Source organism: Chondromyces apiculatus DSM 436, from assembly GCF_000601485.1.
GTDB lineage: Bacteria > Myxococcota_A > Polyangia > Polyangiales > Polyangiaceae > Chondromyces > Chondromyces apiculatus.
Genome location: NZ_ASRX01000020.1, coordinates 115,986 through 139,739 on the forward strand (window position 1 = coordinate 115,986; position 23,754 = coordinate 139,739).

Here is a 23,754-nt window from a genome sequence, read left to right on the forward strand (position 1 = left end):
AGGGCTCGGTGACCTGTCCCACCACACCGCCCCACGAGCGACCGCCAAGCGATTGGATGGCCATGCTACAAGGCGCGGGTGCCGAGCCACATCCGCGCGCTCTCGCTCTCGACGCTCCTCCTCGCCTCCGTGTGCTCGGGCACCGCGGGAGCTGCCGAGATCGGCGCCATTGATGGCAAGCCCGTCACGCTCGACCTGACGAACACCGCTGTCGTCGACTACCGATTCGACAACCGCAACGACGATCGCCGTTACCCCACGCGCTACGTCGACGATCAGTTCGGGGAGTGGATCGATCGCTTCAATCTGCAGTTCTTCTGGTGGCGGCTGCAGCTCGGGGTGCGCGTCGACACGGCCACGTACTTCATCACGCCCTCGCCCGGGGACGCGGAGTTCCAGCGCCTCTTTTCCTCGGACGAGGTGGTGTTCGGGCGGCCGGACCTGGTGCGGGAGCTGAATACGCGGTTCCTCAATACCTACTATCCCGCCAAGCTGTACGTCAGTTACTCGCAATCGGGGGTGGAGGCCACGGTCGGCGATTTCTATGCGCAGCTCGGGCGCGGGCTGGTGTTCAGCGTGCGCAAGCTCGACGAGCTGGCCATCGATACCACCGTGCGCGGGGGGAAGCTGACGGTCAATCAGGCGGTGGGGCCGCTCCGGCTGGGCGGGACCTTCTTCGGGGGCCAGATGAACCCGCTGCGCATCGACGAGGTGAGCGGTCGGCGGCTGCACGGGGACGGGTCACCGCTGTTCTTCGGCTTTCCCGGCCGGGGGAGCGTGACCGATCTGGAGAGCGTGGAGGCCTTCGCCGATGCGCAGGGGAACACGGTGAACGTCACCCAGCTCGGACGCCCGAGCTACCTCGAAGACACGGTCGTGGGCGGGCGCGTCGAGGCCGGGACCGATCTCGTGCAGCTCGCGGCGAACGGGGCGATGCTGCTGCGGAAGTCGTACACCCGGGAGTACCTCGATTGCATCGAGCGCGGAGACGACGAGCTGCGCTCGGGCAACAACCTCATCCAGGGTCGATGCGCCAATCAGTACCCGGAGTTCACCCGCAACAATGCCTCGCGGCGGCACGACACCATTCGCAACTTCGGGGGCTCGCTGAACATCCCGTCCATCGCCGATCACGGGGACGCTTACGTGGAGGTGGTGGGCCAGCAGCTCCGGGACGGTCACCTGGACCTGACGCGCACCCCGGCGGAGGACCTCTCGGGCTACGCGGTGTACGCCTCCGCGAACGCGCGCGGGGGGCCGCTGACGCTGGCGCTGGAGGGGAAGCACTACCGGCGCTTCTTCCCGCTCGCCGCCAACATCGACGCGGATCCGATCTCGGGCGTGGGGTTCGGGGCGCCGGAGTTCAGCCTGGTGAACTACAGCCAGCCTCCGACGGCGGAGCCGATCTACATCGAGCCCATCGGCGCTCCCAACGTGTGCATCACCGCGGGCCGGGCGCGGGCCGATTACCGGTTCCGGCCCGATTCGGCGGTCTATGCGTGGCTCGGCCGCTACGTGAGCTGGTCGGAGCTCGACCCCGAGAACGAGACCTGCGACACCTCGCGCGAGAAGCAGACCAATGCCTGGGATTACGGCGCCGGGACGGACCTGGAGTTCGAGAAGGGGCGCTCCCATGCGCGCGTCTGGGCGGGCTTCCGGCGCACCGAGACGGAGGTGCCGTACAGCGGCTTCGTCGGCGGAGAAGGAGAGCTGTTCTACAGCGAGACGTACGTTCGCTACGACATCGTGAAGCACCTGGCCGGCGCGTTTTCGCTGCAGTTCCAGGGCAACCACCGGCGTCGCTTCCGGCCTGAGAACTTCGTGCGGGTGTGGATCGAGGGCGAGAACTACACGGCGCTACAGTGGGCCCCCAACCTGGTGGGGATCTTCGGCGTCGAGTACACGTCGCAGGAGGGGTGCGAGCCCGGAAGGACCGAGGGCTTCTGCCACTACTTCAACGGCGGCCTGCAGTGGAAGGCGACGAACCACGACACGCTGCCCGAGCAGATCTTCGACACCGTCAACCTGTTCGTGGGGCAGCGGCGCGGTGGGTTGCGCTGCGTCTCCGGGGTATGCCGCTTCTTCCCGCCTCTGGAAGGCGTGCGCCTGGAGCTGGTCTCCAGGTTCTGATCCGGTGCGTCGACGGCGGCGCGCGCAAGTCACGGCCCTGAAGCTTCAGGGCGTGATTTTCCCGTAGCTTCAGGGCGTGATCTCCTGGAAGCTCGGGCGGGTTTGCTGGACGGGTTCGGTGAGGAGAGGACCCCGGCGTTCACACGCCGGCGAGGGAAGGGCTCAGGGGCCGCCCTTCTTCAGCTCGGTCAAGACGAGCTTCGCGACAGCCTTCAGGGTGTCGAAGACACCCACGCCAGTGCGCGCCACGCCTTCGAAGTCAGGCACGCCGAGCGGGTTGAGAAGCTGACGAAGCTCGGGCACGGTGCCGGTCTCGGGGAGATCCCGCTTGTTGTACTGAATGACGTACGGAATCTTGTCGAGCGAGTACCCCTGCTCGGCCAGGTTGGTGCGAAGGTTCTCGACCGACTCCTGGTTGGCTTCGACGCGGGCGACCTGCGAATCAGCCACGAACACCACGCCATCGACGCCCTTCAGGATGAGCTTGCGGCTCGCGTCGTAGAACACCTGCCCCGGCACCGTGTAGAGGTGAAACCGGGTCTTGAAGCCGCGGATCTCGCCCAGTGCGAGCGGCAAGAAATCGAAGAACAGAGTCCGGTCCGTCTCCGTGGCGAGGGAGATCATTTTCCCCTTCGCTTCCGGATTGGTGCGCTCGTAGATGTACTGCAGGTTGGTCGTCTTCCCGCACAGGCCGGGCCCGTAATAGACGATCTTGCAGTTGATCTCGCGCGCCATGTAGTTGATGAAGCTCATCGAGCGCGCTCCTAATCGTTAAACAGGTTGTCGATGTCCTCGTCGGTAATCTCGGCGAATGGCGAATCGGCGCCAGGCTCCTGCACCTTCCGGAGCAATGCTTCGAAGATGTGATTCAGCTCCTCGCTCGCTTTCCGCACGCGGAGCCGAACCAGGCCGAGGCTCGACTTGGAGTCGAATATCACCACCAGGATGACCCGGTTGCCGACGAGCTGAATGTGGATGTTGGCCTTTTCACCTTCGTGAAACTGGGTGGCGAACTCGTTCTCCTTGAGGAGCTTCGCCATGCCGCCGGTGGCAGCGATGTTGCCCGCGGTCAGTGAGGCGAGCGAGGTCGTATCCAGGTTGTCGACATCGCCGCTCGCGGCAATCAACTGGCCGTTCTTGTCGACGATGAACACGACCTTGGCATTGGCGTCCTTGACGAGGCGATCCACCACGCTCTGGATCTGATTGAACTCCTCCTCGTACATCACCATCTGGGGGTTGACCATCGTTCCTCCGCCCGCACTCTCTCGATGGGGCCCTCGGGCATGTCGGGCGTCGCTCCAGCGGCCCCACCTCATGGGAGGCGCCCTGTGGCCCCCCACTTCACAGGATTGATACCGCCACTGCGGTAACATCCCTATTTGATCGGACTACGCTTCAACTGTTGCCGGGGAGTGGCGCGAACCTGCTCGGCCGCTCACCGAGTTCATCTCAACCAGGTTCTATCCGAAGCAGGCACGGTCGAGCAAGGTGGCCCTTCCCAGAACAACCATCCAGTGTTGGCCCTGCTCAAAACCCGGCTCGGATGCCACATCGACGTATGGATCACCTGCGATCCGGGGCTGGATCTTTGTATGATCTACACGGCTTGTCCTTGTCCAGCAACGGTTTTTGGTCCCTCTGGCCACATGGTGGGGGTACGTCTCGGGCCTCCTGAGGCTCAAGGCTCAAGGCTCGAGGGCCCAAAGCTCAAGCGCCACGCCGCACCGCGGAAGACGGAGCAAACTTCGGGGATGGAGCTGGAGAGGCGCCATGATGTAGCGCCAGGTGCGTCGGGAGACCTGCGGAGCCAGGTCGACGAGGATCGATGGTGCGATGCCCGGCAGGAAGTGGAGGGCCCGGGAGGGCCCCCGCCGGGCCAGGACCTAGCGGCCGTAGACGCGGTTGCGACGTCCGCGATTTTTGGCCTTCATCTTGGCGCGCAAACGTCTAGTTTTCGTCCGGTTGCTCTTACGGGGCACTCTCGACAGCATCAGAAACATACAGGCTCCACAGTTCAGATACCGCCTGTCGTGAGGCGGGCGTTTTGCGGGGACACCCCTTTACGGCATCTCAGAGGCGAGCGCAACCACATGACGTCTTTCCGGCTACCTTGGACTGATCGCCTCCTCCAGATGCGTTCGACGTCTTGCGCGACGTCTTGCGCGACGTCTTGCTGCTCGAAAGCGCTCTGCTGGCCCTCGTGTCCAGGCTTCATCCGTCGGTGGATGCACCCTGGCGTCGTCCTTTTCGGGCTGACCGCGCTGGCCGCGACGGGATGCGGCGCCGGGCTCAATGCAGTCTACGAAGGTGACGTGCGCTTCGAGCGCTGTATGGCGCTGGATACGATGATGGATGTGAAGCCGACCATACGCCAGGCGTGCTGGGAGGAATGGTCAGCTTATTATACGTACGGTCAGACCCGCGATCGGGTCGAGTACGCAGCGACACGCAGGCGGCAGCTCGGTCAGACCAGCAACTTCGACGAGAGCGAGCAGAGCCTGCAGAACGACGCTGCCGCGGCGCCCGCGCCGACGCCAGAGCCGACTTCCGCGCCCGAGAGCTCGCTCCAGGCCGAATAGAAGCGCGCGGAGCCGTCGAAGCGGGCCCTGCAGGTGGGCGCCGGCCGGCGGAAGCTTGGTGCAGGTGGTGGCGCGGTCTCGGGGAGAGGGTTATTGACGTGGACCACAGACCGCCTAGCATGGGCGGAAATATCTGACAGGGGTGCCCTCGCCCACAGCACGCCCGCAGATCGAATGTGGAGGCGGCTGAAGGTAGCCCCGGACCCCTAATTGTATTTTCGTCGGAGCGGCCGTGCGTTACATGTCACAGCCCGAGAGAGGTCATGAGTAAGCGGACTAAGTTCATCTTCGTTACAGGCGGCGTTGTCTCTTCAATCGGCAAGGGACTGGCCGCAGCCTCTATCGGCGCCCTGATGGAAGCACGTGGGCTCAGGGTCACGAACATCAAGCTCGATCCGTACATCAACGTCGATCCCGGCACGATGTCGCCATACCAGCACGGCGAAGTGTTCGTGACGGACGACGGTGCCGAGACCGACCTCGATCTCGGACACTACGAGCGCTTCACCCTGGCCCGCATGACGCGGCAGAACAATTTCACGACCGGTCGCATCTACGAGGCGGTGATATCGAAGGAGCGCCGGGGCGAGTATCTCGGCGCGACCGTGCAGGTGATTCCACACGTCACCGACGAGATCAAGCTGCGCATTCAGTCGGCGGCCGAGGGCGCCGACGTGGCGATCGTCGAGATTGGCGGGACGGTGGGCGACATCGAATCCCTTCCCTTCATCGAGGCCATCCGGCAGCTCAAGATCGAATCGGGTTCGCAGAATGCGCTGTCCGTGCACGTGACGCTCGTCCCGTTCATCGCGACCGCGGGCGAGATGAAGACGAAGCCGACGCAGCACGCGGTGAAGGAGATGCGGGCCATCGGCATCCAGCCGGATGTGCTCCTGTGCCGCTGCGACCGGGCGCTCCCACGGGACATGAAGGAGAAGATTGCCCTGTTCTCCAACGTGCCCGTGGACCGGGTGGTCGCGGCCATGGATGTGGCGTGCATCTACGAGCTGCCGCTGGCGCTTCATGCGGAAGGGATCGACGAGAAGCTCACGGAGCTGCTCAACATCTGGGCGCGGCAGCCCGACCTGTCCTCCTGGCATCGGATCGTGGAGCGCTTCAAGAAGCCCTCCCGCGGCAACGTCAGGATCGGGGTGGTCGGCAAGTACGTGCACCTGCGCGACTCTTACAAGTCGCTGCACGAGGCCCTCGTCCATGGTGGCCTGCACAACGACGTGCGGCTGGACCTCGAGTACATCGACTCGGAGCAGATCGAGCAGCTCGATTCGCAAGGCACGGGGAGCATGCTGGGGCACCTCGACGCCATCCTGGTGCCCGGTGGGTTCGGCGACCGGGGGACCGAGGGGAAGATCGGGGCGATCCGGTTCGCCAGGGAGCAGGGGATTCCGTTCTTCGGCATCTGCCTCGGCATGCAGCTCGCGGTCGTGGAGTTTGCCCGCCATGTGTGCGGGATGGCTGGCGCGAACTCCGTGGAGTTCGACCGCGAGGCGGCCTTCCCGGTGATCGACCTGATGCCCGACCAGAAAGGCATCGTCGAGAAGGGCGGGACGATGCGGCTCGGTGCCTATCCATGCATCCTCGAAAAGGGGACGCTGGCCGCGGAGGCCTACGGGGTGCTCTCGATAGCCGAGCGACACCGGCACCGGTACGAGGTCGCGAACAAATATCGTGAGGTCATGACGCAGGCGGGGCTGGTGTTTTCGGGGGTATCGCCCGATCAGCGGCTGGTCGAGATGATCGAGCTCCGCGACCATCCTTATTTCATCGGCTGTCAGTTCCACCCCGAGTTCAAGAGCCGGCCCCACAATGCGCACCCGCTGTTCGCGCGGTTCATTCGCGCGGCGATGGAGCGTCAGCGGATCCGGCGGATGGAGCAGCCGGGCGCGGTCGAAGCGCAGTAACTTGCCTCTGGGCCGCCGTCGTGATGCGTCGCGGCCCGGGCGAGGCGCGGGACTGCCTGTGCATGCCAGCCATGGAGGACGTAACAGGACTCACGTCCATGCCCGAGCAGGTAGGCTGGATCCTGGATAAGTCTTGACACCCAGCGGAACCTCGGCATAAGTCCCCACCGTGCATCCATAGTGGCTCGGAACAGCTCTCCCACGTGCGGGAGCAGCGGCCCTAAGGAGCAACTCAGGACCATCATCATGCCGAAGATGAAGACCAACCGCGCTGCCGCCAAGCGGTTCAAAGTGACGGGTTCGGGCCGCATTCGTCGCAGCAAAGGCGGCCTCAACCACTGCATGCAGGAAAAGAGCAAGAAGCGGTGCCGCCGTCTCCGCAAGAACGACACTGTGGACAAGGCGATGGAGAAGCGCGTCAAGCTGCTTCTTCCCTACGGCTGAGGATGGGTCGGAGTAGACAATGCCGCGCGTAAAAAGAGGATTCAAAGCTCGTCGCCGACGCAACCGCGTACTCAACCAGACGGAAGGGTACTTCCTCGGCAGGAAGAACCGCTTCCGTCAGGCCGTGGAAGTGCTGCGCCACGCCTGGGAGTACGGCTACATCAGCCGCAAGCTGAAGAAGCGCGACTTCCGTCGGCTGTGGATTGCCCGCATCAATGCGGCAGCACGTCTCAATGGCACCACCTATTCCAGACTTATCGGTGGCCTGAAGCGTGCGAACATCCTTCTCGACCGGAAGGTGCTCGCGGATCTCGCGATCCACGAGCCGGCTTCGTTCCGTCAGGTGATTCAAGCGACCGGCGCCGCCACCCCTTGAGCATGGCGCAGGGATAACGTGAGCGATCCCGCAGAGCCCGCAGCCGACATCAACACCACGTTGACGGGGCTGCGGGAGCACGCCCACCAGGTCTTCCAGACGTCGCGAACCGAGGCGGATCTCCGCGAGCATCACGCGAAGTTGCTCGGGAAGCGCGGTGAGCTGACCAATCTCCTCTCCACGATACGCAAGTACCCGGCAGACCAGCGCTCCGCGGTGGGGGCCGGAATCAACGCTTTGAAACACGACGTGGAGTCGATGTTCGAAGCGCGGCTGCGCGGGCTGGCGCAGTCGGCGAAGGCGGACGAGCTTCGCCAGGTGCCGTTCGATCTAGGCCTGCCCGGGAGGTGCCAGTTCGAGCGCGGTCACCTGCACCCCATCCACCAGGTCAAGGACGAGCTGCTCTCGATCTTCCGCAGCCTGGGGTTCGTCGTCGCCAGTGGCCCGGAGGTCGAGACCGAGGAGAACAACTTCACGAAGCTGGCCTTCCCCCCGGAGCATCCTGCCACGGACATGCAGGACAGCTTCTGGGTGGGTCCCGGGGTTCTGCTCAGGACCCACACCAGCAATATGCAGGTCAGAGAGATGACCAGCCCCGACCTCAAGCTGCCGCTGGGTGTCGTGAGCGCGGGTCCCGTGTACCGGCGTGACGATGATGTCACCCATTCGCCGATGTTCCATCAGATCGAGGGGTTCCTGATCGATGAGCGCGTTGGCATGGCCGACCTGAAAGGAACGCTGACCGCCTTCGCGGAGCGGCTTTACGGGCCCGGGACGCCGGTCCGGCTCCGGCCGAGTTACTTTCCGTTCGTCGAGCCGGGAGCGGAGATGGATGTGGGCTGTGTGTTCTGCGTCCGACCCGACGGCGGCCATGATGGCTGCAGGGTCTGCAAGCAGACGGGATGGATCGAGATCCTCGGGTGCGGAATGATCCATCCAGAGGTGTTCCGGCAGTGCGGCATCGACGGTGAGCGCTACACAGGGTTCGCCTTCGGGATGGGGATCGAGCGCATCGCCATGCTGCGGTACGGGATCCCGGACATCCGCCTGATGTTCGAGAACGACCTCCGGTTCTTGAGCAGCTTCTGAAGCGCTGAAGCGCTGAAGCCCTATCCCTGATCCAGCGGCCAGGGGGTGGTTAGATTTTTCTCACCGCCATGTTCTGGTAGATGCGTCGGCCGCTCTGGCCAGCGTCCACCCGTTCAGCACGTCAACAGGCCGGTGGCCTCTGTGCAATTTCAGCACGTACCCAGGGGTGCGCTGGAATGTCGCTGTGCGTCAAACAGGACCGGCGTTCCTCCTGGAAACTTGCGGGCAGTCGTCCCGGGAGGATGCGGTCTCTCCGAAGGCACTCATGATCCAGGCGGATCGCGCGCAAGAATTGCTGCAACCTCTCTGTCCTCGGACAACCTTCAGCTCCGTTTCCTGCTCGGAGCCGTCAGGCGCTCAAGCCAGTTCGTGCGTTTGGACGTGATGACTGCTGGCACGCTTCGAGCAATGCATGGGCACGTCTCAAGCTTTGGACGATGCGTCCGGACCGCCGGTCGATGAATGGATGGAACGTCAGTTCTGTCTGAGTGTCTACGTTCTCCTACATGGAAGAATGTGAACACCAGAAGGACATGGCGCAATCATTGCTTGGGTTGTCAAGCTCCCAGACATACCCAAGTTATGTTGGGTGTGGCGGACAAGGCAGAGGAATCAATACGGCTGTCTGATCGTTACATACCTCGACAGGACGAAGGAGCAACAAGGATGCGATCTCGAACTGTGGAGGAACGACGATCGAGCCTTGTTGTCCAGACCTTGGCTGCTCATCCATGCAGCCGCTCGGCGGAGGGAACCCCTGCCGTCAAAGGCTGAGTCCTGGGTTCGCTCCGTGATCTCCGTACGGCTTGCCGGCAGCACGAAACAGATGAGCACGCCAAGCATCACTCCCAACGCTCTCAATGGCTGCACTGATCAAATCGGGCAGGACGACCGTGTCTGCTACTGCGGTGAAATGAAGGAGGTGCGTCTTTAGCGACTTCCCGACGCATGTGTCACTCGCGAAGGTTTTTGAAGGGCGGAAGGAGCAGCCATGAGAAGAACGAATGCCGTCGGGCCGGCCGTGGAGCCCGTTACCCGGACAGACCCTCCTGCACCGTCGCTCGCGAAGCGCGGTCTCCTCGATGACGATCACGCGGAGGAGACTGGCATCCGTGCTCGAGGAACGGACTTCATCGACGAAGAGCCTCCGAGCGAGTTCCTCGATATGGATCTCAACGCCGTAGAGCGGTTTCCCGCGCCCGAGAGAGTCACCCGCCTGGAGCGGGAACTGAAGGACGTCGAGGATGGCGGAGGCGATTCCATGCTCGCCCGCTACTTCCGGGACATGGCTCTCCACCCGGTCATGGGACCCGATGAGGAGCTCGATGCAGCCCGCGGTGTCGAGCGGACGGAGGTGAATCACTGGATCGCCATCCTCTCTCATCTGCCCGCCGCAAAGTACATTCTCGAAGGGATCACGAAGGACATTGCTGCCAGCGGTCAGGAGGAGATCAAGGTTCCCCAGATCGAGCAGATGCTCCGCCTGAGCCGGCTTGCGCCCACCCAGAAGGACGGTCAGCTCACCAGTGAGCAGCAGCTTTCGTGGCACGAACTCTCGGAAGCGCTCGCGGGAGTGATCCGGCTTCCTGATTCCGACAGGCTGTGGATGATGAATGCCTACACCGTGGCCAGGGACCTCGTCCGCGAACTGGATTTCGATGACGATGTCAGTGATCCCGATGAGGCACAGCCGATCAGGCCACGCCTGGAGATGACGGCGTCCTACCAGGACTATCTGAACCTGCTCGAGCGGACGTTCCAGGCCCAGCACATCGCGAAGAACAAGTTCGTCAAAGCCAACCTGCGCCTCGTCGTCTCGATCGCGCGCCGGTACAACCGGGGCCGTCTGCCGCTCATCGACCTCATTCAGGAGGGAAACATCGGCCTGATGAAGGCCGTGGAGCGGTTCGACCACAACCGTGGCTATCGCTTCTCCACCTATGCATCGTGGTGGATCAGGCACGCCATCAGCCGCGCACTGGCTGACAAGGGCCGGGCCGTTCGCATTCCGGTGCACATGCTCGACACGTACAACCGTGTGGCGCGTGCCACGCAGGCCATCGTGGCACGAACGGGCAGGGAGCCCAGCATCGAGGAGCTGGAGAAGGAGACCGGCGTACCGCGCGAGAAGCTGGACAAGGTGAAGGACTTCTACGCGGAGACGCCCTTTTCGCTGGACCGGCCGGTGGGAGATGAGGACGGGCGGAAGTTCATCGACTTCCTGCAAGAGGAGAACGCGCTCTCTCCGTTCGACCACCTCGCCAACCGCAAGTGGAGTGACGAAGTCAGGCGGCTGCTGACCACGCTGACGCCGATCGAGTCACGCATCATCCGCTGGCGCTTCGGGCTGGACGATGAGGACGAGCTGACGCTCAAGGAGATCGGCGACAAGTACAACCTGTCCCGGGAGCGGATCCGTCAGCTTCAGGAGCAGGCGCTCGGCAAGATCCGCAAGCAGATGCGCGATTACTCGCCCTAGTCGCCGCGCACGGGCGCGAGGTCACGCCCTCGCGCAGCGCCCCTTCCCCTCCATTCTCGAACCAGCTTCCCTCTCCTGCTTCCTGGCAGGGTGAGGGCGGTCAGCCTCGCCTGAGGGCAGCCCGTGTCAGACGCCACGCCTCAACCCCGTGACGCTCTCGGGAGGGCCTTCACGATCCTGAACGACAGGTTGGTGTTCCGGGCGAGTGCGAAGAACCTCGACCGTGAGGCGCTCCTGCAGCGTTGATCGTCACCCGCCCAGTTGCCGGAACGAAACACGCGCCAGGGGGAGGCGTCTCGCTCCACGTCGACGCTCGGCTCGGGCTCGGCGAGCGCTTCGGTCCACGTCTTGTCACCATGCACGTCCGCGACCCACTCCCGCATGCCGCCAGCCATGTCACGCACGCCATAAGGTGACACATCGGCGATGAAGGTGCCCACAGGTTCGGGCTGGGGGATGAACGGCCGCGAGGTGCGCATGAGGCAGAAGGTCGGATCGAAGTGGTCGCCCCAGGGGTAGAAGCGGCCATCGGCGCCGCGGGCCGCTTTCTCCCATTCCAGCTCGCTGGGCAGGCGGATCTCCGCGCCTTCGCGCTCACCGCGGTAGCGGCAGTAGGCGACGGCATCGAACCAGTCGATGAGGAAGACGGGGAGGTTCCAGAGGTGCCCTTCGTCGGCACGGAACAGCTTGCGGGTCTCCCCTTCCAGGACCGTGGGGATCGGCTCCCAGCCGCCGCCGCTGGCAGGCTGGACGACGTAGCCCTCCGAGCCTCGGGTGTCGTGCGGGGCGCGTTTGAGCGCGAACCCGAGATCCCTCGTTTCGAGCTCGTTCAGGAACTCGCAGTACTCCCTGAAGGTGACTGGAAACCTGGAGATGGCGAAGTCGGGTACGAAGACCTCGTCCCGCCGCAGCGAATCGATGGCCTCGGGGTCTCCACCCACGATGAATTTCCCGCCAGGCACATAGATGAAGCTCTCTCCGATCTCCTCCTCCGTGTAGAGGTTGATGTCGGCGTGATGGTGATCGCCTCTCCGTAGCAATGCGGGATAGCGGACGTCACGGTATCCGGTCCGCTTCAGGATGAAGAGGTAGCTGCCCGGGCTGAGGCGAGCATCCCGCAGGGGCGTGCGACCGAGGTATCGCTCGTCGCTCGCGACGAGTATCCGGTCCTTCTCCACGTACCGGTAGGCGAGCACCGCTGCGCCCGAGGGCTGGGTGTCGAACGATATGGCGGCATCGGCCTTGAGCAGCGCCGCATAGCTCCCCACGTCGAACTCGGAGACGAGCGCCTCGTAGTAGATCCGCTCCGCGTGACGCCGCTCTTCGTCCGCGCGCAGCGCTCGTTGCCAGTAGAGGTCGGCCAGCCCGGCGCGCGCCTCGGGGAGGTCAGGGTCGTACGCCAGCGCTTTCGTGTAGAGGTCGATGGCCTCCGCATTCACCCGTGCCTGCTCCCTCTCCACTTCGGCAGCACGGTCTTCGAACTCCCACCCGGAGCGCTTCCGCTCGATGGGCTCGTGACCCTTCACGTCCTGTAGCAGGCGTCTGGCTTCCTTCTCGAGCCACTGGCGCTCCACGGTGAGTTCACGGTCCCTCTGCAGGGGTGCCTTCGCGAGCCCGCACAGTTTGCGGGCTTCCTCGCGGCGTCGGGACCGTTCCTTCGCGCCATCCAGGAAGGCGTCGATCTCGGAGACAACGATGTCGGCCGATGCAGGCCGTCTGGACGGGTCCTTCGCCAGCATCGCCAGGCACAGGTCCTCCAGCATGAGGGGGCAGTTCGGGACGATCGAACGGGGTGCCTTCGGCTCACGGGTTTGCGTGGCAAGGATCACCGCGAGGACCGTGGGGGCATCGAAGGGATGCTCGCCAGTGAGGATCTCGTAGAGGATGACGCCCAGCGCAAAGAGGTCGGCGCGGTGATCGATGAGGCCCGAGTCACCACGAATCTGCTCCGGAGCGATGTAGCCCGGTGTGCCAGAGAGCCCGCTGGGAAGGACCTCGTTGCGCTTTCTATCGAAACTGCGGTTCGCTTCGTGAATCTGCAGTGGTTCGTCCGCGCCGTCGGTCGCTCTGCCGTGCTCGGGCAGGCCGGCCAGGAGCTTGGCATTCCCCCAATCGGCCAGGTAGACCTCACCGTAATCGCCCAGGAGCACGTTCTCCGGCTTGATGTCGCGATGAATGACGCCGCGTCGGTGCGCATAAGCGAGCGCGCGAGAGACCTGCACGAAAACCCCGACGAGACGCACCAGAGACCATTGACGACGCAGCTCGACGCTCGTGAGGACGTCCTGCAGGCTGCGCTGCTTGACGATCCGCATCGTGTAGTAGGGGGCATCCCCGACCAGACGTCCGAGATCGTAGACAGGAATGATGTTCGGGTGTTCGAGCTGCGCCGTGATGCGCGCCTCGGCCAGGAACCGCTCGACGAGCCCGGCCTCGGCGTCAGCGCCTGGCTTGAGCATCTTCAAGGCGACGGCGCGGCCTATCTCGCGGTCATGCGCCTTGATGACGTTCCCTGCGCCGCCAGTGCCGAGCGAGGCGCCCAGGTCATATCGTGCAGCATTCGCACCGCGCCCATTCGGGGCGCTTTGCGTGGCAGGGGTCTCCGAGGTCGACGTCGGTGCCGTCGGGGCGCGTCCTTCGGTGCTCGATGCGCCCTGCTCGGTGGAGCCTGCGGCCGGCAGAGAGGCGTCTTCCAGAGGCTCAGTCGTGATCTGAGCAAGCTGTTCAGGCGTCAGGAGCTCTGCGAGCAGCTCCTTCGCGGAAGACGCTCCGCCGAGTGCGATCCGACAAGCCAGGTCCCAGAGAGTCTCTTGCTCGATGAACCCTCGCTTTGCCGCCGCAAGGGCCATGGAGCGAACCTGACGGGTTTGATCGAGCTTCACGGAAGCGCCCTCTTGTCCTCCGTCACGGCGTCTGGTCGGTCACACGATACGACCACCTCCGAAGTATAGCGACGCCTGGGAGTAGATCTGATCCCCAAAAGCACCACTCTCTTGGAGGTCGGACGAGACTCCTGACGTGAGATCATGGGGATGGGCGTACGCTCGTCAAGCCGAATGAACCGTTACGGTTCTGTTCATCGCTTCGTGCGTACTCGACGCTGCATCCGTCGGACGCCAATTCCTTCAGCAATCCCTGGAAGTATGGCGCCTGTTGATTCTGAACGAGCCCGAGATTCCAGCGAACGGCGACATTTCTGCACTGGCCGTCGGGGATCAGGTCAGGGCAGTCGACGAAGCGGTAGATGGTTGCCGGCATGATGTGGAGTCTTTCGGCGACCTTGCTCTCACCGCTCACCGTGAGCAAAGCCGACGTCTTCATGTAATCCACAATCCGACCTGACGAGGACACCACACTCGCGAGAACGGCGGAGGACGACAAGGCCAAGGTAAGGGTAACAGATGCAGCCAACGCGCTCTTCTTCATAACGACCTCCTTGCTCTCTGGCGGCGCGGAGTCGTGCTCTACACGGCCAGGTGGCGGTGCGACGTTACGAGTGTCGCGCGGCATCGTGCAAGCCCAGCTAGTCCCACAACTAACGGCGCGACTGATTTTCGTACGACCTTTCTACTCTCCGTCGCCCACTGTCGCACCGTTGCGCGCTTCGCCGGCATCCAGCGCATCCAGCGCGGTTCGAGCGTGAGGCGAGGCGATATGTACGCGCTCCCTGCTCCCTAACGGACTTTTCGCCTCCGGACATCCACCGTGGTAGGAGTCCGTCTTCATGGCCGAGACAACAACAACGACAGCAGATCTGCTCTCCCGACTCGACGAGATGAACCGCCGAGCTCTCGAAGGAGGCGGTGCTAGCCGCATCGCCAAGCAGCACGAGGCGGGGAAGTTGTCGGCGCGTGAGCGGGTCGACCTGCTGCTGGATCCCAACTCTTTCGTCGAGATCGATCGGTTCGTCATGCACCGGTGCACCGATTTCGACATGGGCCAGAACAAGGTCCCTGGCGATGGTGTGGTGACGGGCTGGGGATTGATCGATGGCCGCAAGGTCATGGTCTTCGCCCAGGACTTCACGGTCATCGGTGGCTCGCTCTCTCACGCTTATGCGCGGAAGATCTGCAAGGTGATGGATCTCGCCATGAGCATTGGCGCTCCGATCATCGGCCTGAACGACTCCGGCGGGGCGAGGATTCAGGAGGGTGTCGAATCGCTCGCAGGATACGCGGACATCTTTCTCCGCAACACGCTCACGAGCGGCGTGGTCCCGCAGATCAGCGCCGTGATGGGGCCCTGTGCTGGAGGCGCCGTCTACTCGCCTGCGATCACGGACTTCATTCTCATGGTCGAAGAGACCAGCTACATGTTCATTACCGGACCGGAGGTGATCAAGACGGTCACCAACGAGGACGTGACCAAAGAGGACCTCGGCGGAGCCTCGGCTCATGCCACACGAAGCGGCGTCTGCCATCTCACGGCGCCCGACGACCGGGCGACGCTGGCGCTCCTGCGCGAGCTGCTCTCGTTTCTTCCTTCCAACAACACGGAGGACCCGCCTCGACGCCCCGTGAGCGATCCGGTGGACCGCGAGCTGACGAACCTCGACACGATGATCCCTGCCGAGGCTTCCAAGCCCTACGACATCAAGCAGGTGATCAGCGCCGTCGTCGACGACGAGAACTTCTTCGAGGTCCACGGTCGCTACGCTCAGAACATCGTGGTCGGGTTCGCACGCATCGGTGGTGCGCCCATAGGCGTCGTCGCGAACCAACCGAATGTCCTCGCCGGCTGCCTCGACATCAAAGCGAGCATCAAAGCTGCGAGGTTCGTGAGGTTCTGCGACTGCTTCAACATTCCCCTGGTCACATTCGTCGACGTGCCCGGGTTCCTGCCCGGGACCGACCAGGAGTACGGGGGAATCATCACCCACGGGGCGAAGCTGCTCTACGCCTTTGCCGAGGCCACGGTGCCGAAGGTGACGGTGATCACGCGCAAGGCCTATGGCGGTGCCTACGATGTCATGGCGTCCAAGCACATCCGCGCCGACTACAACCTCGCGTTCCCCAGCGCAGAGATCGCGGTGATGGGTCCCGAGGGTGCGGTCAACATCGTCTACCGCAAGGAGATCCAGCAAGCTGCCAACCCTGCCGAGGCGCGGGCCCGGTTCGTGGCGGAGTACAAGGCGAAGTTCGCGAATCCCTACAAGGCCGCAGAGCTCGGGTTCATCGACGAGGTCATCTACCCGCGAGAGCTACGCATCCGCCTCGCGCGCGCCCTGGACATGCTGCGCGACAAGCGACAGAAGAATCCGCCTCGAAAGCACGGGAACATTCCTCTCTGATCCTGGCGCGGGTTCCTCCCTGCCCTGCCCGTCTGCGTTCTCCACGAGCCTGCGGAAGGTGATCCGGTGACCCGGCTCGACCTTCGCCGCGCCAGGTTCCTTCGCTACTCCCAGTTCCTCACCCGGCAGCTTTCCCGGTTGCGCAGGAGTCACCCGCCCCGCTCCTTAGAGAACCTGAGATCTTCTAATTTCCATAAAGAAGTCCACCCCTGGAGGAAGCCAGAGATGTGCTGTTCCGTTGCGCCCCAGGTCGTGACCGTGTAGACGTGGTTACTGACGGCTCCTGCGATGCCGGGGCACGTGAACGCGGATCCTTGTTGTTGCAGTGAGCAAAGTATTTCGCGGCCTCATTCAGGAAACGAGCCTCCCAGCAAGGGAGCTGCTGGTCCACCGAATGGCTGCGGCACATCGACCGCTGTTCGCGCATGATGTCGGTGGTCGTGGATAGTTGTTGACGAGTGTTTAGGTCACGTTTGCGGAGGTATTGAGCATGAAGTCTTGGGTTATTGCTGCGATTTTCGTGTCGATGGGTGCTCTGGCGGCGTGTGACAGCGGCGACGGCAGCGACGGCGCTGGCGGCTCGGGCGGCGACACGGGCGAGGGTGGCTCCACCAGCAGCTCGACCGACACCGACACCGGCACCGACACCGGCACCGGCACCGGCACCGCCGTTGCTTGCGCCGAAGAGGACGCGATGGCCACCGAGTGCTCGCAGGACTCCGTCTGCGGCACCTGCGCCATCGCAGAAGACGGCCCTTGCCGCGCCGAGTTCGTTGCGTGCGCAGGGGACGCGGCGTGTGCCGGCCTGGCGACCTGCCTCAATGCTTGCGCGGCCAACGACACGACGTGCGAGGATGACTGCTACACGGCCGCTGGCGGAGACGACTCGGCGTCCGCGGGCCTCTATTTCGACGCCCAGGCCTGCGTGATCTGCACGGCGTGCCCCGTGTCCTGCCAGGCGGACATGGAGCCCAACTGCATGCCGTGATGACTCGCGAGGGGCTCTCCATGAGCCCCTTTCGCTTGTCCTCTTCCCTGTAACTCTCCCCCGCCAAGCCACCACGTATAGGTGGGCCACTGGCCCCTCGATCCAGTCAATCTGGGTCGTTCCTCCCAACCGTCGGCGATAGCACTCCTGCGTCACGCATTGCTGCGTCGTCAGAGCGGGTCTTGCCCTTTGGCCGATGGCTTCCGGGCAGCACGCGCGAGGGCTCCTTCCTGCCCGGAAGCTGAAGCCACAGGCCCTCGCGAGGGACTGCAAACCAGTCTCTCCGAGGCCTGAGCGGGGGTCGCCTCTGCCCTGCCGGCCTGCCCGTCCAGCAAGATCTCCTTCTCTGGTCCGGGTTGCGCCTTCATGGCTCGGGCAACCCGTGGTAACGCTTGGCGAAGCCGCTCCTGTGCGGCATCCGACATGGCCAAGAATCTCCTCGTTATCAATGTCGACATCCGCGAGACCCGGGTCGCGCTGATCGAGAATGGGATCATCGCCGAGCTACACATCGAGCGGGAGAGCTCCACGGGAACGCTCGGCAACATCTACCTTGGTAAGGTCAGCCGCGTCCTACCGGGCATGCAGGCTGCGTTCATCGAGGTGGGGCTGGAACGGGCAGCGTTCCTTCACGTCGAAGATCTCATCCGACCTGACGACTTCGAAGCCTACCTGGCCGGCCGACGCCATCCTTCGAGCGAAGAAGCGCGTGGCGGTAGGCGGGCATGGGCAGCACGACCGGGCGAACCACAGCTACAAGTGGAGGATGATCAGGACGAAGACCTGCAACATCTGGAGGAAGTAGAGGGCTCGGAGTTTTCCGCTGCCCTCCATGAAGAGCCGACGATCTCTGAATCCGAGGACGATGCATCCATCGTCCTGCCGACCGCACTCGATGTGCTTGGCAGTGCTTCCGAAGATGCGTTTTCCGGTCTGGAGTCACAGGACTCGCTGGAGCCGGAAGCTGAAGACGTGAGCGACGCCAGGAGTGGCTCAGAAGAGGGGCTGGCCGATGAAAACGGTGCAGCCGACGACTTCGAAGCCTTCGTGGAGACCAGTGCGGTGGTGGCGCTGGCCGTCGAGCCTGACGCGCCGGAGGGTGACGACCCTCCTGGCGAGGCTTCCGCTGCAGCCGCCGTTGACCTGGAGGCAGGTCACGACGGCGCAGACGTGAGCGTCGACCTCACGCAGGCGACCGCAGACACGGCAGAGACCGCCTTTGAAGCGCGCGAGGTGGCCTCCGACGCGGATGCCCCCGCAGACGACGCGGCACACCGCTCCGACGCTGAAGCCAGCCGTGTCGAGGATGAAGGGCGAGAGGACGCGGAAACCTCGGAGGAATCTTCTTACGAGACGGCATCCCCTCTCCCGGAAGCCAGCTTCGCGCAGGGCGACGACAGGCCCGAAGGCTTCGAAACGACTGTCGCCGACGAGGTGCTCGTCGAGCCTCACGCGGTCGAGGATCAGGCGCTCCCTCTTGCCGAGGCTGGAGCAGCACCTGAAGAGGTTACCTCGGTGGCACGTGCCCCCGCCGGCCGAACACGCGCACGACGTGAGGGGCGGGTTCGTCGCTCCGGGCGCACGCGCGACCGACGGGCAGAAATCGGCGCCGAACCGGATCAAGCGACCCCCCAGGTGCGCGTCGAGAGCGCGCCCGAGCGTGCCGAAGGGGGGCGTGAGCGTGCTGGAGGCCGCGAGGGTGGTCGCGACGGTGGTCGCGAACGTGCCCAGGGCCGAGAAGGCTCGCGTGAGCGTTCCTCATCGCCCGAGGTTGCCCGGGAGGGCCGCGACAAGGAGCCCTCGCGAGGGCGCGAGGGGCGCAGCAGCAACAGGGGACGAGACCGCCAGCGTGACGGACGCGAGAAGGAGCCGGCTCGCGGACGCGAGGCGCGCGACAAGGGCCGGGACGCTCGCGAGGGTGATTCGCGCAGCCGTGGCCAGGCACGCACCCGCTCGAACGAGCCGCCTCGCATCTCCAAGTCGACCCCCATCCGCGAGGTGATCCGGGAAGGCCAGGAGATCCTCGTCCAGATTTCGAAGGAGCCGATCGGGACCAAGGGCGCGCGCGTCACAAGCCACGTGTCCCTGCCCGGCCGGTACGTCGTCTACCTACCCACGGTCGACCATATCGGCATCTCGAAGCGGATCGGCTCCGAGAAGGAGCGCTCCAGGCTGCGCGAGTCCATCGAATCGATGAAGCCTCCCCAGGGCGGCCTCATCGTGCGCACCCTGGCCGAGGGGCTCACCAAGAAGCAGCTCAAGGCGGACGTGGGCTACCTCGTGAGGCTCTGGGGAGAGATCGCGAAGAAGCGCGAGAGCGGCATCCGAGCGCCGACGGTGCTCTACACCGAGCTCGATCTCGTCCTGAAGACGGCGCGTGACCTGTTCACCGACGACATCGAGAAGATCGTCATCGATGACCGGGATGAATATCTCCGACTGAAGCGGTTCGTCGAGATGTTCATGCCCGAGCGCGCTGACGCGGTGGAGTTCTACGAGGGCGAGGAGCCCATCTTCGACGCCTACGGTATCGAGGACGAGATCCAGCGCGCGCTCGCGCGCAAGGTGCCGCTCCCCTCCGGTGGGTACCTGATCATCGATCAGGCAGAGGCGCTCACCGCCATCGACGTGAACACCGGCCGCTTCGTCGGCAAGGGTTCCAAGGATCTCGAAGAGACCATCCTCACCACGAACCTGGAGGCGGTGGAGGAGATCGCGTACCAGCTCCGCTTCCGGAACATCGGCGGCCTGATCATTCTCGACCTGATCGACATGGAGCGCGCGCAGAACCGGGAGAAGGTGCGCAAGCGCCTGGAAGACCTCCTCGCACGCGACAAGGCCAAGACCACGCTCAACCGCATCTCCGACCTGGGCCTCATCGAGATGACCCGGAAGCGAACGCGCGAGAGCCTGGGTCAGATGATCCTGGAGCCCTGCTTCTACTGCGATGGAACTGGACAGCTCCAGTCGAAGCAGACTGTCGCCTACGAGATCTTGCGCCAGATCCGCAGGGAACGGCACCACCTCCCGGGTTACTCGGTGGTGGTGAACGCCCATCCGGCCGTGATCGACCTCCTGAAGAGCGAGGAGCGTGTGGCCGTGCATGAGGCAGAGCGACGCTTCCAGCGCCGGATCGATCTCGTGCCTCGCAAGGAGTACCACCTCGAGCAGTTCGATCTGCAGGGCAGGTAAAGCGCGATGGTGGACGATCTGGATCAAGAGCACAAAGGGACGTCGCGCAAGGACGAGCGCGTCACGATCAACAAGGAGTTCGAGTCGTACGACGCCTTCATCAGCGAGTATGTCACCAACATCTCGCGCACCGGCGTGTTCATTCGCTCGAAGTCTCCGCTCACGGTGGGGACCAAGGTCAACCTCCGCTTCACCGTGATCATGGATGACATCGAGACCATCGAAGGGGTCGGCGAGGTGGTCCGTGTTCACGATGATCCGCCTGGGATGGGCGTGGTCTTCACCGAGCTGTCGAACTACTCGAAGGGGCTCATCGACAAGCTGCTCACCAGCCAGCGAGGGCCAGGCGTGCAGCTCACCCGTCCGGCAGATCAGCCGGAAGAGTAGACTCCGGCGCGGATGTTCACGGGTCTGGTCGAAACGATCGGCGTGCTGCGTCGCCGCACCGGCGGCGCCGTGGCGCGCGCGCTCATCGAAGCCAACCTCGGCCCCCTGGAGCTCGGCGAATCCATCAGCGTCAACGGTGCATGCCTCACGGTCGACCGGATCGCGCCAGGAGGCTTCGAGTGCGACATGTCACCCGAGACCCTGGAGCGCACGACTCTCGGCAGGCTGCCGCTCGGCGCGCGCGTGCACCTGGAGCGCGCCACGCCGCTCGGCGGGCGCATGGGCGGTCACGTCGTGCTCGGCCATGTCGACGGCATCGGGCGGGTGAGCGCCACGGAGCGGAAGGGCGGGGCGCTCCGCGTGGAGGTCCAGGCACCCGCCGAGCTCGCGCGGTTCATCGCCATCAAGGGGTCCATCGCGATCGATGGAACCAGCCTGACGCTCAATGCCGCAGGGCTGCCGCGCGGCCCCCACCTGACGTTCGACGTCATGCTGGTGCCACACACGCTGGGGAGGACCCTGCTCGCCGAACTCCGACCGGGTGCTGAGGTGAACCTTGAAGTCGACGTGCTCGCGCGCTACGTGGCGCGACAGCTAGAGGTCGTGGCGTTGCAGGACAGCGGCGCCGCCACCCACCCGGGGCGGGAAGGAACGGTTGAGCATGTCGATCCTGATCAACGAATCCTCCAGAAGCTTCGATCAGCAGGTTTCGCCTGAACCTGGTGGGAGCGCCATGTCACAACGACTGACGATCGATGGCGCGGTGCTCGACCGTATCAACCGGGCACTCGCGGAGATCCGGGCTGGCCGTATGGTCATCCTGGTCGACGACGAAGATCGCGAGAACGAGGGCGACCTCTGCCTCGCCGGCGAGCTGGTGACCCCGGAGGCCATCAATTTCATGGCCACTCACGGCCGCGGCCTCATCTGCCTCGCCCTCGACGAAGAGCAGGTCGCGCGGCTCGAGCTCCCCATGATGGCAGCCCCTGGCCGCGGTGGCCCACCGCTCGGGACTGCCTTCACCGTGAGCATCGAGGCCCGCACGGGCGTCACCACCGGCATCAGCGCCGCCGACCGCGCCCACACCATCCGCGTCGCGAGCCGCCCGGACAGCCGCCCCGAGGACCTCGTGACGCCAGGGCATGTCTTCCCACTCAGGGCGCGCCGAGGCGGCGTCCTGGTGCGCGCCGGGCAGACCGAGGGCTCGGTCGATCTCGCCCGCCTCGCTGGACTCCGCACCGCGGGCGTCATCTGCGAGATCATGAACGACGACGGCACCATGGCCCGCATGCCAGACCTGGAGGTCTTCGCGGCCAAGCACGGCCTGCTCATCGTCACCATCGCCGATCTCATCCAGTACCGACTGCAGACCGAGAGGTTCGTCAGGCGCATCAGCGAGGGCCCCATCCGGCTCGACATGACCGGCACCGAGTGGACCGGCATCGTCTACGAGATCCTCGGAGAGTCCCGCGAGTTCCTCGCGCTTGTGAAGGGCTCCGTGGCCACGCCCGATCCCATCCTGTGCCGCGTGCACTCCGGCTCGCTCATCGGTGACCTCTTCAGCTCCACCCCCGCCGACGGGGGGTCGAATCTCCGCGAGGCGGTGACTGCCATCGAGAAGGCCGGCGCAGGCGTCGTGGTGTACATCCCGCCGCGCGGCGAGCTTCGCCGCGAGTTCGACCACCTGCGGAGCATCGTCAGCGGCGATGCCCCCCTGCTCCCGGAGCAGGCCCCCTGGACGTTGCGGGAGTTCGGCCTCGGCGCGCAGGTGCTGGCGGACCTCGGCGTGCGCCAGATCCGCCTCCTCACCAACAGCCAGCGCAAGATCGCGGGGCTCACGGGGTTCGGCCTTGAAGTGGTCGAGCGCGTGCCGCTCTTCTCGGTCCAGGGCCACGCCTGAAGGAAGGAACCGATCCCATGGCAGAGAGCACGCAGACGCCCACGGTGCCCACGATCATCGAGGGCAACCTGGTGGTGCCGCCGGGAGCACGCTTCGTGCTCGTGGTGAGCCGCTTCAACCACTTCATCGTCGACCGCCTGGTCGAGGGCGCTGTCGACGCGATCGCGCGCCACGGCGGAGAGCCCGGCCGCATCACCATCGTTCGCGTCCCGGGCGCGTGGGAGATCCCCACCGCCGTCGCGCGCATCGCCCGCAAGGGAGGCGCGAGCGCCATCATCGCACTCGGCGCCGTCATCCGCGGCTCCACGCCGCACTTCGACTACGTGGCGTCCGAGGTCTCCAAGGGCATCGCGGCGGTGGCGCTCGATACGGGCGTCCCCGTGACCTTCGGCGTGCTCACCACCGACACCATCGAGCAGGCCATCGAGCGGGCGGGCACGAAGAGTGGAAACAAGGGCTGGGAGGCCGCCGTGAGCGCCATCGAGATGGTCTCGCTCGCCGCGGCGCTGGACGGGGCAGGGCTCTAGCCCTAGAGCCCCCAGGAGAATCATGGGCGCCCGTTCAACTGGCCGTGAGTCCGCGTTGCAGATGCTGTTCGCCCTCGAGGTGAGCTCCGACCCGGCGCCGCGCGTCGTCACCAACTACTGGCGCGAGACGCCCGGCGATCCCGAGGGCCGCGAGTACGCAGACGAGATCGTGCTCGGCTTCGCGGGCGCCGCCGACAAGGTGGACAGCACCATCCGCAAGGCCAGCACCAACTGGCGCATCGAACGCATGGCCCGCGTCGATCGCAACGTGCTGCGGCTCGGGGCGTGGGAGCTCGTCCACCGCCCCGACGTCCCCAGGGCCGTCATCCTCGACGAGGCCGTCGAGCTCGCGAAGCGCTACGGCAGCGAGGACAGCAGCGCCTTCGTCAACGGCGTCCTCGACAAGATCGCCGAGGATCTCGGCCGCCTCGATCAGGACCGCTGACCGCCC

At 64.7% G+C, this 23,754-nt stretch carries 20 protein-coding genes; 15 read left to right on the plus strand and 5 right to left on the minus strand.

Annotation, left to right across the window (positions count from 1 at the left end):
* Positions 1 to 78 precede the first annotated feature (78 nt).
* Positions 79 to 2,130 carry a hypothetical protein gene (locus CAP_RS15025; protein WP_156040820.1) on the plus strand — a complete coding sequence of 684 codons (2,052 nt, stop codon included), beginning with the start codon at positions 79 to 81 and terminating at the stop codon, positions 2,128 to 2,130.
* 162 nt (positions 2,131 to 2,292) lie between these two features.
* On the opposite strand, the gene CAP_RS15030 is transcribed toward CAP_RS15025, so the two are convergent.
* Positions 2,293 to 2,883, minus strand: a complete 591-nt coding sequence (locus tag CAP_RS15030) for a GTP-binding protein (RefSeq protein WP_044241143.1) — start codon at positions 2,881 to 2,883, stop codon at positions 2,293 to 2,295.
* A gap of 11 nt (positions 2,884 to 2,894) precedes the next feature.
* Positions 2,895 to 3,377, minus strand: a complete 483-nt coding sequence (locus CAP_RS15035) for a roadblock/LC7 domain-containing protein (RefSeq protein WP_044241146.1) — start codon at positions 3,375 to 3,377, stop codon at positions 2,895 to 2,897.
* A 981-nt stretch (positions 3,378 to 4,358) separates the two neighbouring features.
* Between CAP_RS15035 and CAP_RS15040 the strand changes: the two genes are divergently transcribed.
* The 6 genes from CAP_RS15040 (at position 4,359) to CAP_RS44645 (ending at position 11,019) form a co-directional block, all read left to right on the plus strand.
* Positions 4,359 to 4,712 (plus strand): hypothetical protein, encoded by a 354-nt coding sequence (locus CAP_RS15040; protein WP_044241269.1) that lies wholly within the window; start codon positions 4,359 to 4,361, stop codon positions 4,710 to 4,712.
* A 263-nt stretch (positions 4,713 to 4,975) separates the two neighbouring features.
* Positions 4,976 to 6,631, plus strand: coding sequence for a CTP synthase (pyrG, locus tag CAP_RS15045; protein ID WP_044241147.1), 1,656 nt, complete (start codon positions 4,976 to 4,978; stop codon positions 6,629 to 6,631).
* A 246-nt stretch (positions 6,632 to 6,877) separates the two neighbouring features.
* Complete coding sequence (gene rpmI, locus CAP_RS15050; protein ID WP_044241148.1) at positions 6,878 to 7,075, plus strand: 50S ribosomal protein L35; 198 nt, start codon at positions 6,878 to 6,880, stop codon at positions 7,073 to 7,075.
* Positions 7,076 to 7,094: 19 nt separating this feature from the next.
* Positions 7,095 to 7,451, plus strand: a complete 357-nt coding sequence (gene rplT / locus CAP_RS15055; protein WP_044241149.1) for a 50S ribosomal protein L20 — start codon at positions 7,095 to 7,097, stop codon at positions 7,449 to 7,451.
* Between the two features lie 18 nt (positions 7,452 to 7,469).
* On the plus strand, positions 7,470 to 8,540 hold the full coding sequence (locus tag CAP_RS15060; RefSeq protein ID WP_197041190.1) for a phenylalanine--tRNA ligase subunit alpha: 1,071 nt from the start codon (positions 7,470 to 7,472) through the stop codon (positions 8,538 to 8,540).
* 991 nt (positions 8,541 to 9,531) lie between these two features.
* Positions 9,532 to 11,019 (plus strand): sigma-70 family RNA polymerase sigma factor, encoded by a 1,488-nt coding sequence (locus CAP_RS44645; RefSeq protein WP_081864904.1) that lies wholly within the window; start codon positions 9,532 to 9,534, stop codon positions 11,017 to 11,019.
* A gap of 140 nt (positions 11,020 to 11,159) precedes the next feature.
* Here the strand turns inward: CAP_RS44645 and CAP_RS15070 are convergent, their stop codons facing one another.
* Entirely contained in the window at positions 11,160 to 13,901 is a 2,742-nt protein-coding gene (locus CAP_RS15070; protein ID WP_044241151.1) for a protein kinase domain-containing protein, read from the minus strand.
* A gap of 142 nt (positions 13,902 to 14,043) precedes the next feature.
* Complete coding sequence (locus CAP_RS50405; protein WP_156040821.1) at positions 14,044 to 14,445, minus strand: hypothetical protein; 402 nt, start codon at positions 14,443 to 14,445, stop codon at positions 14,044 to 14,046.
* A 349-nt stretch (positions 14,446 to 14,794) separates the two neighbouring features.
* Between CAP_RS50405 and CAP_RS15075 the strand changes: the two genes are divergently transcribed.
* Both CAP_RS15075 and CAP_RS15080 read left to right on the plus strand, forming a co-directional pair.
* Positions 14,795 to 16,309: an acyl-CoA carboxylase subunit beta gene (locus CAP_RS15075; RefSeq protein ID WP_231511480.1), complete on the plus strand. Its 1,515-nt coding sequence runs from the start codon at positions 14,795 to 14,797 to the stop codon at positions 16,307 to 16,309.
* A gap of 490 nt (positions 16,310 to 16,799) precedes the next feature.
* On the plus strand, positions 16,800 to 17,297 hold the full coding sequence (locus tag CAP_RS15080; protein WP_156040822.1) for a hypothetical protein: 498 nt from the start codon (positions 16,800 to 16,802) through the stop codon (positions 17,295 to 17,297).
* A 993-nt stretch (positions 17,298 to 18,290) separates the two neighbouring features.
* Here CAP_RS15080 and CAP_RS53610 read toward each other — a convergent pair.
* A complete protein-coding gene (locus tag CAP_RS53610) occupies positions 18,291 to 18,749 on the minus strand; it encodes a hypothetical protein (protein ID WP_231511481.1) in 459 nt (152 codons plus the stop codon).
* Positions 18,750 to 18,932: 183 nt separating this feature from the next.
* Here CAP_RS53610 and CAP_RS53615 point away from each other — a divergent pair, with 183 nt between their 5' ends.
* Genes CAP_RS53615 through nusB form a run of 6 tightly spaced genes read left to right on the plus strand, consistent with a single transcriptional unit; the run spans position 18,933 to position 23,748 of the window.
* A complete protein-coding gene (locus CAP_RS53615; RefSeq protein WP_269324304.1) occupies positions 18,933 to 20,489 on the plus strand; it encodes an Rne/Rng family ribonuclease in 1,557 nt (518 codons plus the stop codon).
* Between the two features lie 6 nt (positions 20,490 to 20,495).
* The gene (locus CAP_RS15090) at positions 20,496 to 20,876 is read left to right on the plus strand and encodes a PilZ domain-containing protein (RefSeq protein WP_044241157.1); all 381 of its coding nucleotides are present in this window, start codon (positions 20,496 to 20,498) and stop codon (positions 20,874 to 20,876) included.
* 12 nt (positions 20,877 to 20,888) lie between these two features.
* Positions 20,889 to 21,593 carry a riboflavin synthase gene (locus CAP_RS15095; protein ID WP_044241158.1) on the plus strand — a complete coding sequence of 235 codons (705 nt, stop codon included), beginning with the start codon at positions 20,889 to 20,891 and terminating at the stop codon, positions 21,591 to 21,593.
* A gap of 16 nt (positions 21,594 to 21,609) precedes the next feature.
* Positions 21,610 to 22,776: a 3,4-dihydroxy-2-butanone-4-phosphate synthase gene (gene ribB, locus CAP_RS15100; RefSeq protein WP_044241159.1), complete on the plus strand. Its 1,167-nt coding sequence runs from the start codon at positions 21,610 to 21,612 to the stop codon at positions 22,774 to 22,776.
* A gap of 44 nt (positions 22,777 to 22,820) precedes the next feature.
* A complete protein-coding gene (ribH, locus tag CAP_RS15105) occupies positions 22,821 to 23,303 on the plus strand; it encodes a 6,7-dimethyl-8-ribityllumazine synthase (RefSeq protein WP_044241272.1) in 483 nt (160 codons plus the stop codon).
* Positions 23,304 to 23,325: 22 nt separating this feature from the next.
* Positions 23,326 to 23,748 (plus strand): transcription antitermination factor NusB, encoded by a 423-nt coding sequence (nusB, locus tag CAP_RS15110; RefSeq protein WP_044241160.1) that lies wholly within the window; start codon positions 23,326 to 23,328, stop codon positions 23,746 to 23,748.
* Positions 23,749 to 23,754 lie beyond the last annotated feature (6 nt).

Bases quoted from the DNA above. Each gene is read 5' to 3' on its own strand.
- CAP_RS15030 (WP_044241143.1), bottom strand. From the start codon at position 2,883: ATGAGCTTCATCAACTACATGGCGCGCGAGATCAACTGCAAGATCGTC.
- CAP_RS15035 (WP_044241146.1), bottom strand. From the start codon at position 3,377: ATGGTCAACCCCCAGATGGTGATGTACGAGGAGGAGTTCAATCAGATC.
- CAP_RS15040 (WP_044241269.1), top strand. From the start codon at position 4,359: ATGCACCCTGGCGTCGTCCTTTTCGGGCTGACCGCGCTGGCCGCGACG.
- pyrG (WP_044241147.1), top strand. From the start codon at position 4,976: ATGAGTAAGCGGACTAAGTTCATCTTCGTTACAGGCGGCGTTGTCTCT.
- rpmI (WP_044241148.1), top strand. From the start codon at position 6,878: ATGCCGAAGATGAAGACCAACCGCGCTGCCGCCAAGCGGTTCAAAGTG.
- rplT (WP_044241149.1), top strand. From the start codon at position 7,095: ATGCCGCGCGTAAAAAGAGGATTCAAAGCTCGTCGCCGACGCAACCGC.
- CAP_RS44645 (WP_081864904.1), top strand. From the start codon at position 9,532: ATGAGAAGAACGAATGCCGTCGGGCCGGCCGTGGAGCCCGTTACCCGG.
- CAP_RS50405 (WP_156040821.1), bottom strand. From the start codon at position 14,445: ATGAAGAAGAGCGCGTTGGCTGCATCTGTTACCCTTACCTTGGCCTTG.
- CAP_RS15075 (WP_231511480.1), top strand. From the start codon at position 14,795: ATGAACCGCCGAGCTCTCGAAGGAGGCGGTGCTAGCCGCATCGCCAAG.
- CAP_RS15080 (WP_156040822.1), top strand. From the start codon at position 16,800: ATGAAGTCTTGGGTTATTGCTGCGATTTTCGTGTCGATGGGTGCTCTG.
- CAP_RS15090 (WP_044241157.1), top strand. From the start codon at position 20,496: ATGGTGGACGATCTGGATCAAGAGCACAAAGGGACGTCGCGCAAGGAC.
- CAP_RS15095 (WP_044241158.1), top strand. From the start codon at position 20,889: ATGTTCACGGGTCTGGTCGAAACGATCGGCGTGCTGCGTCGCCGCACC.
- ribB (WP_044241159.1), top strand. From the start codon at position 21,610: ATGTCACAACGACTGACGATCGATGGCGCGGTGCTCGACCGTATCAAC.
- nusB (WP_044241160.1), top strand. From the start codon at position 23,326: ATGGGCGCCCGTTCAACTGGCCGTGAGTCCGCGTTGCAGATGCTGTTC.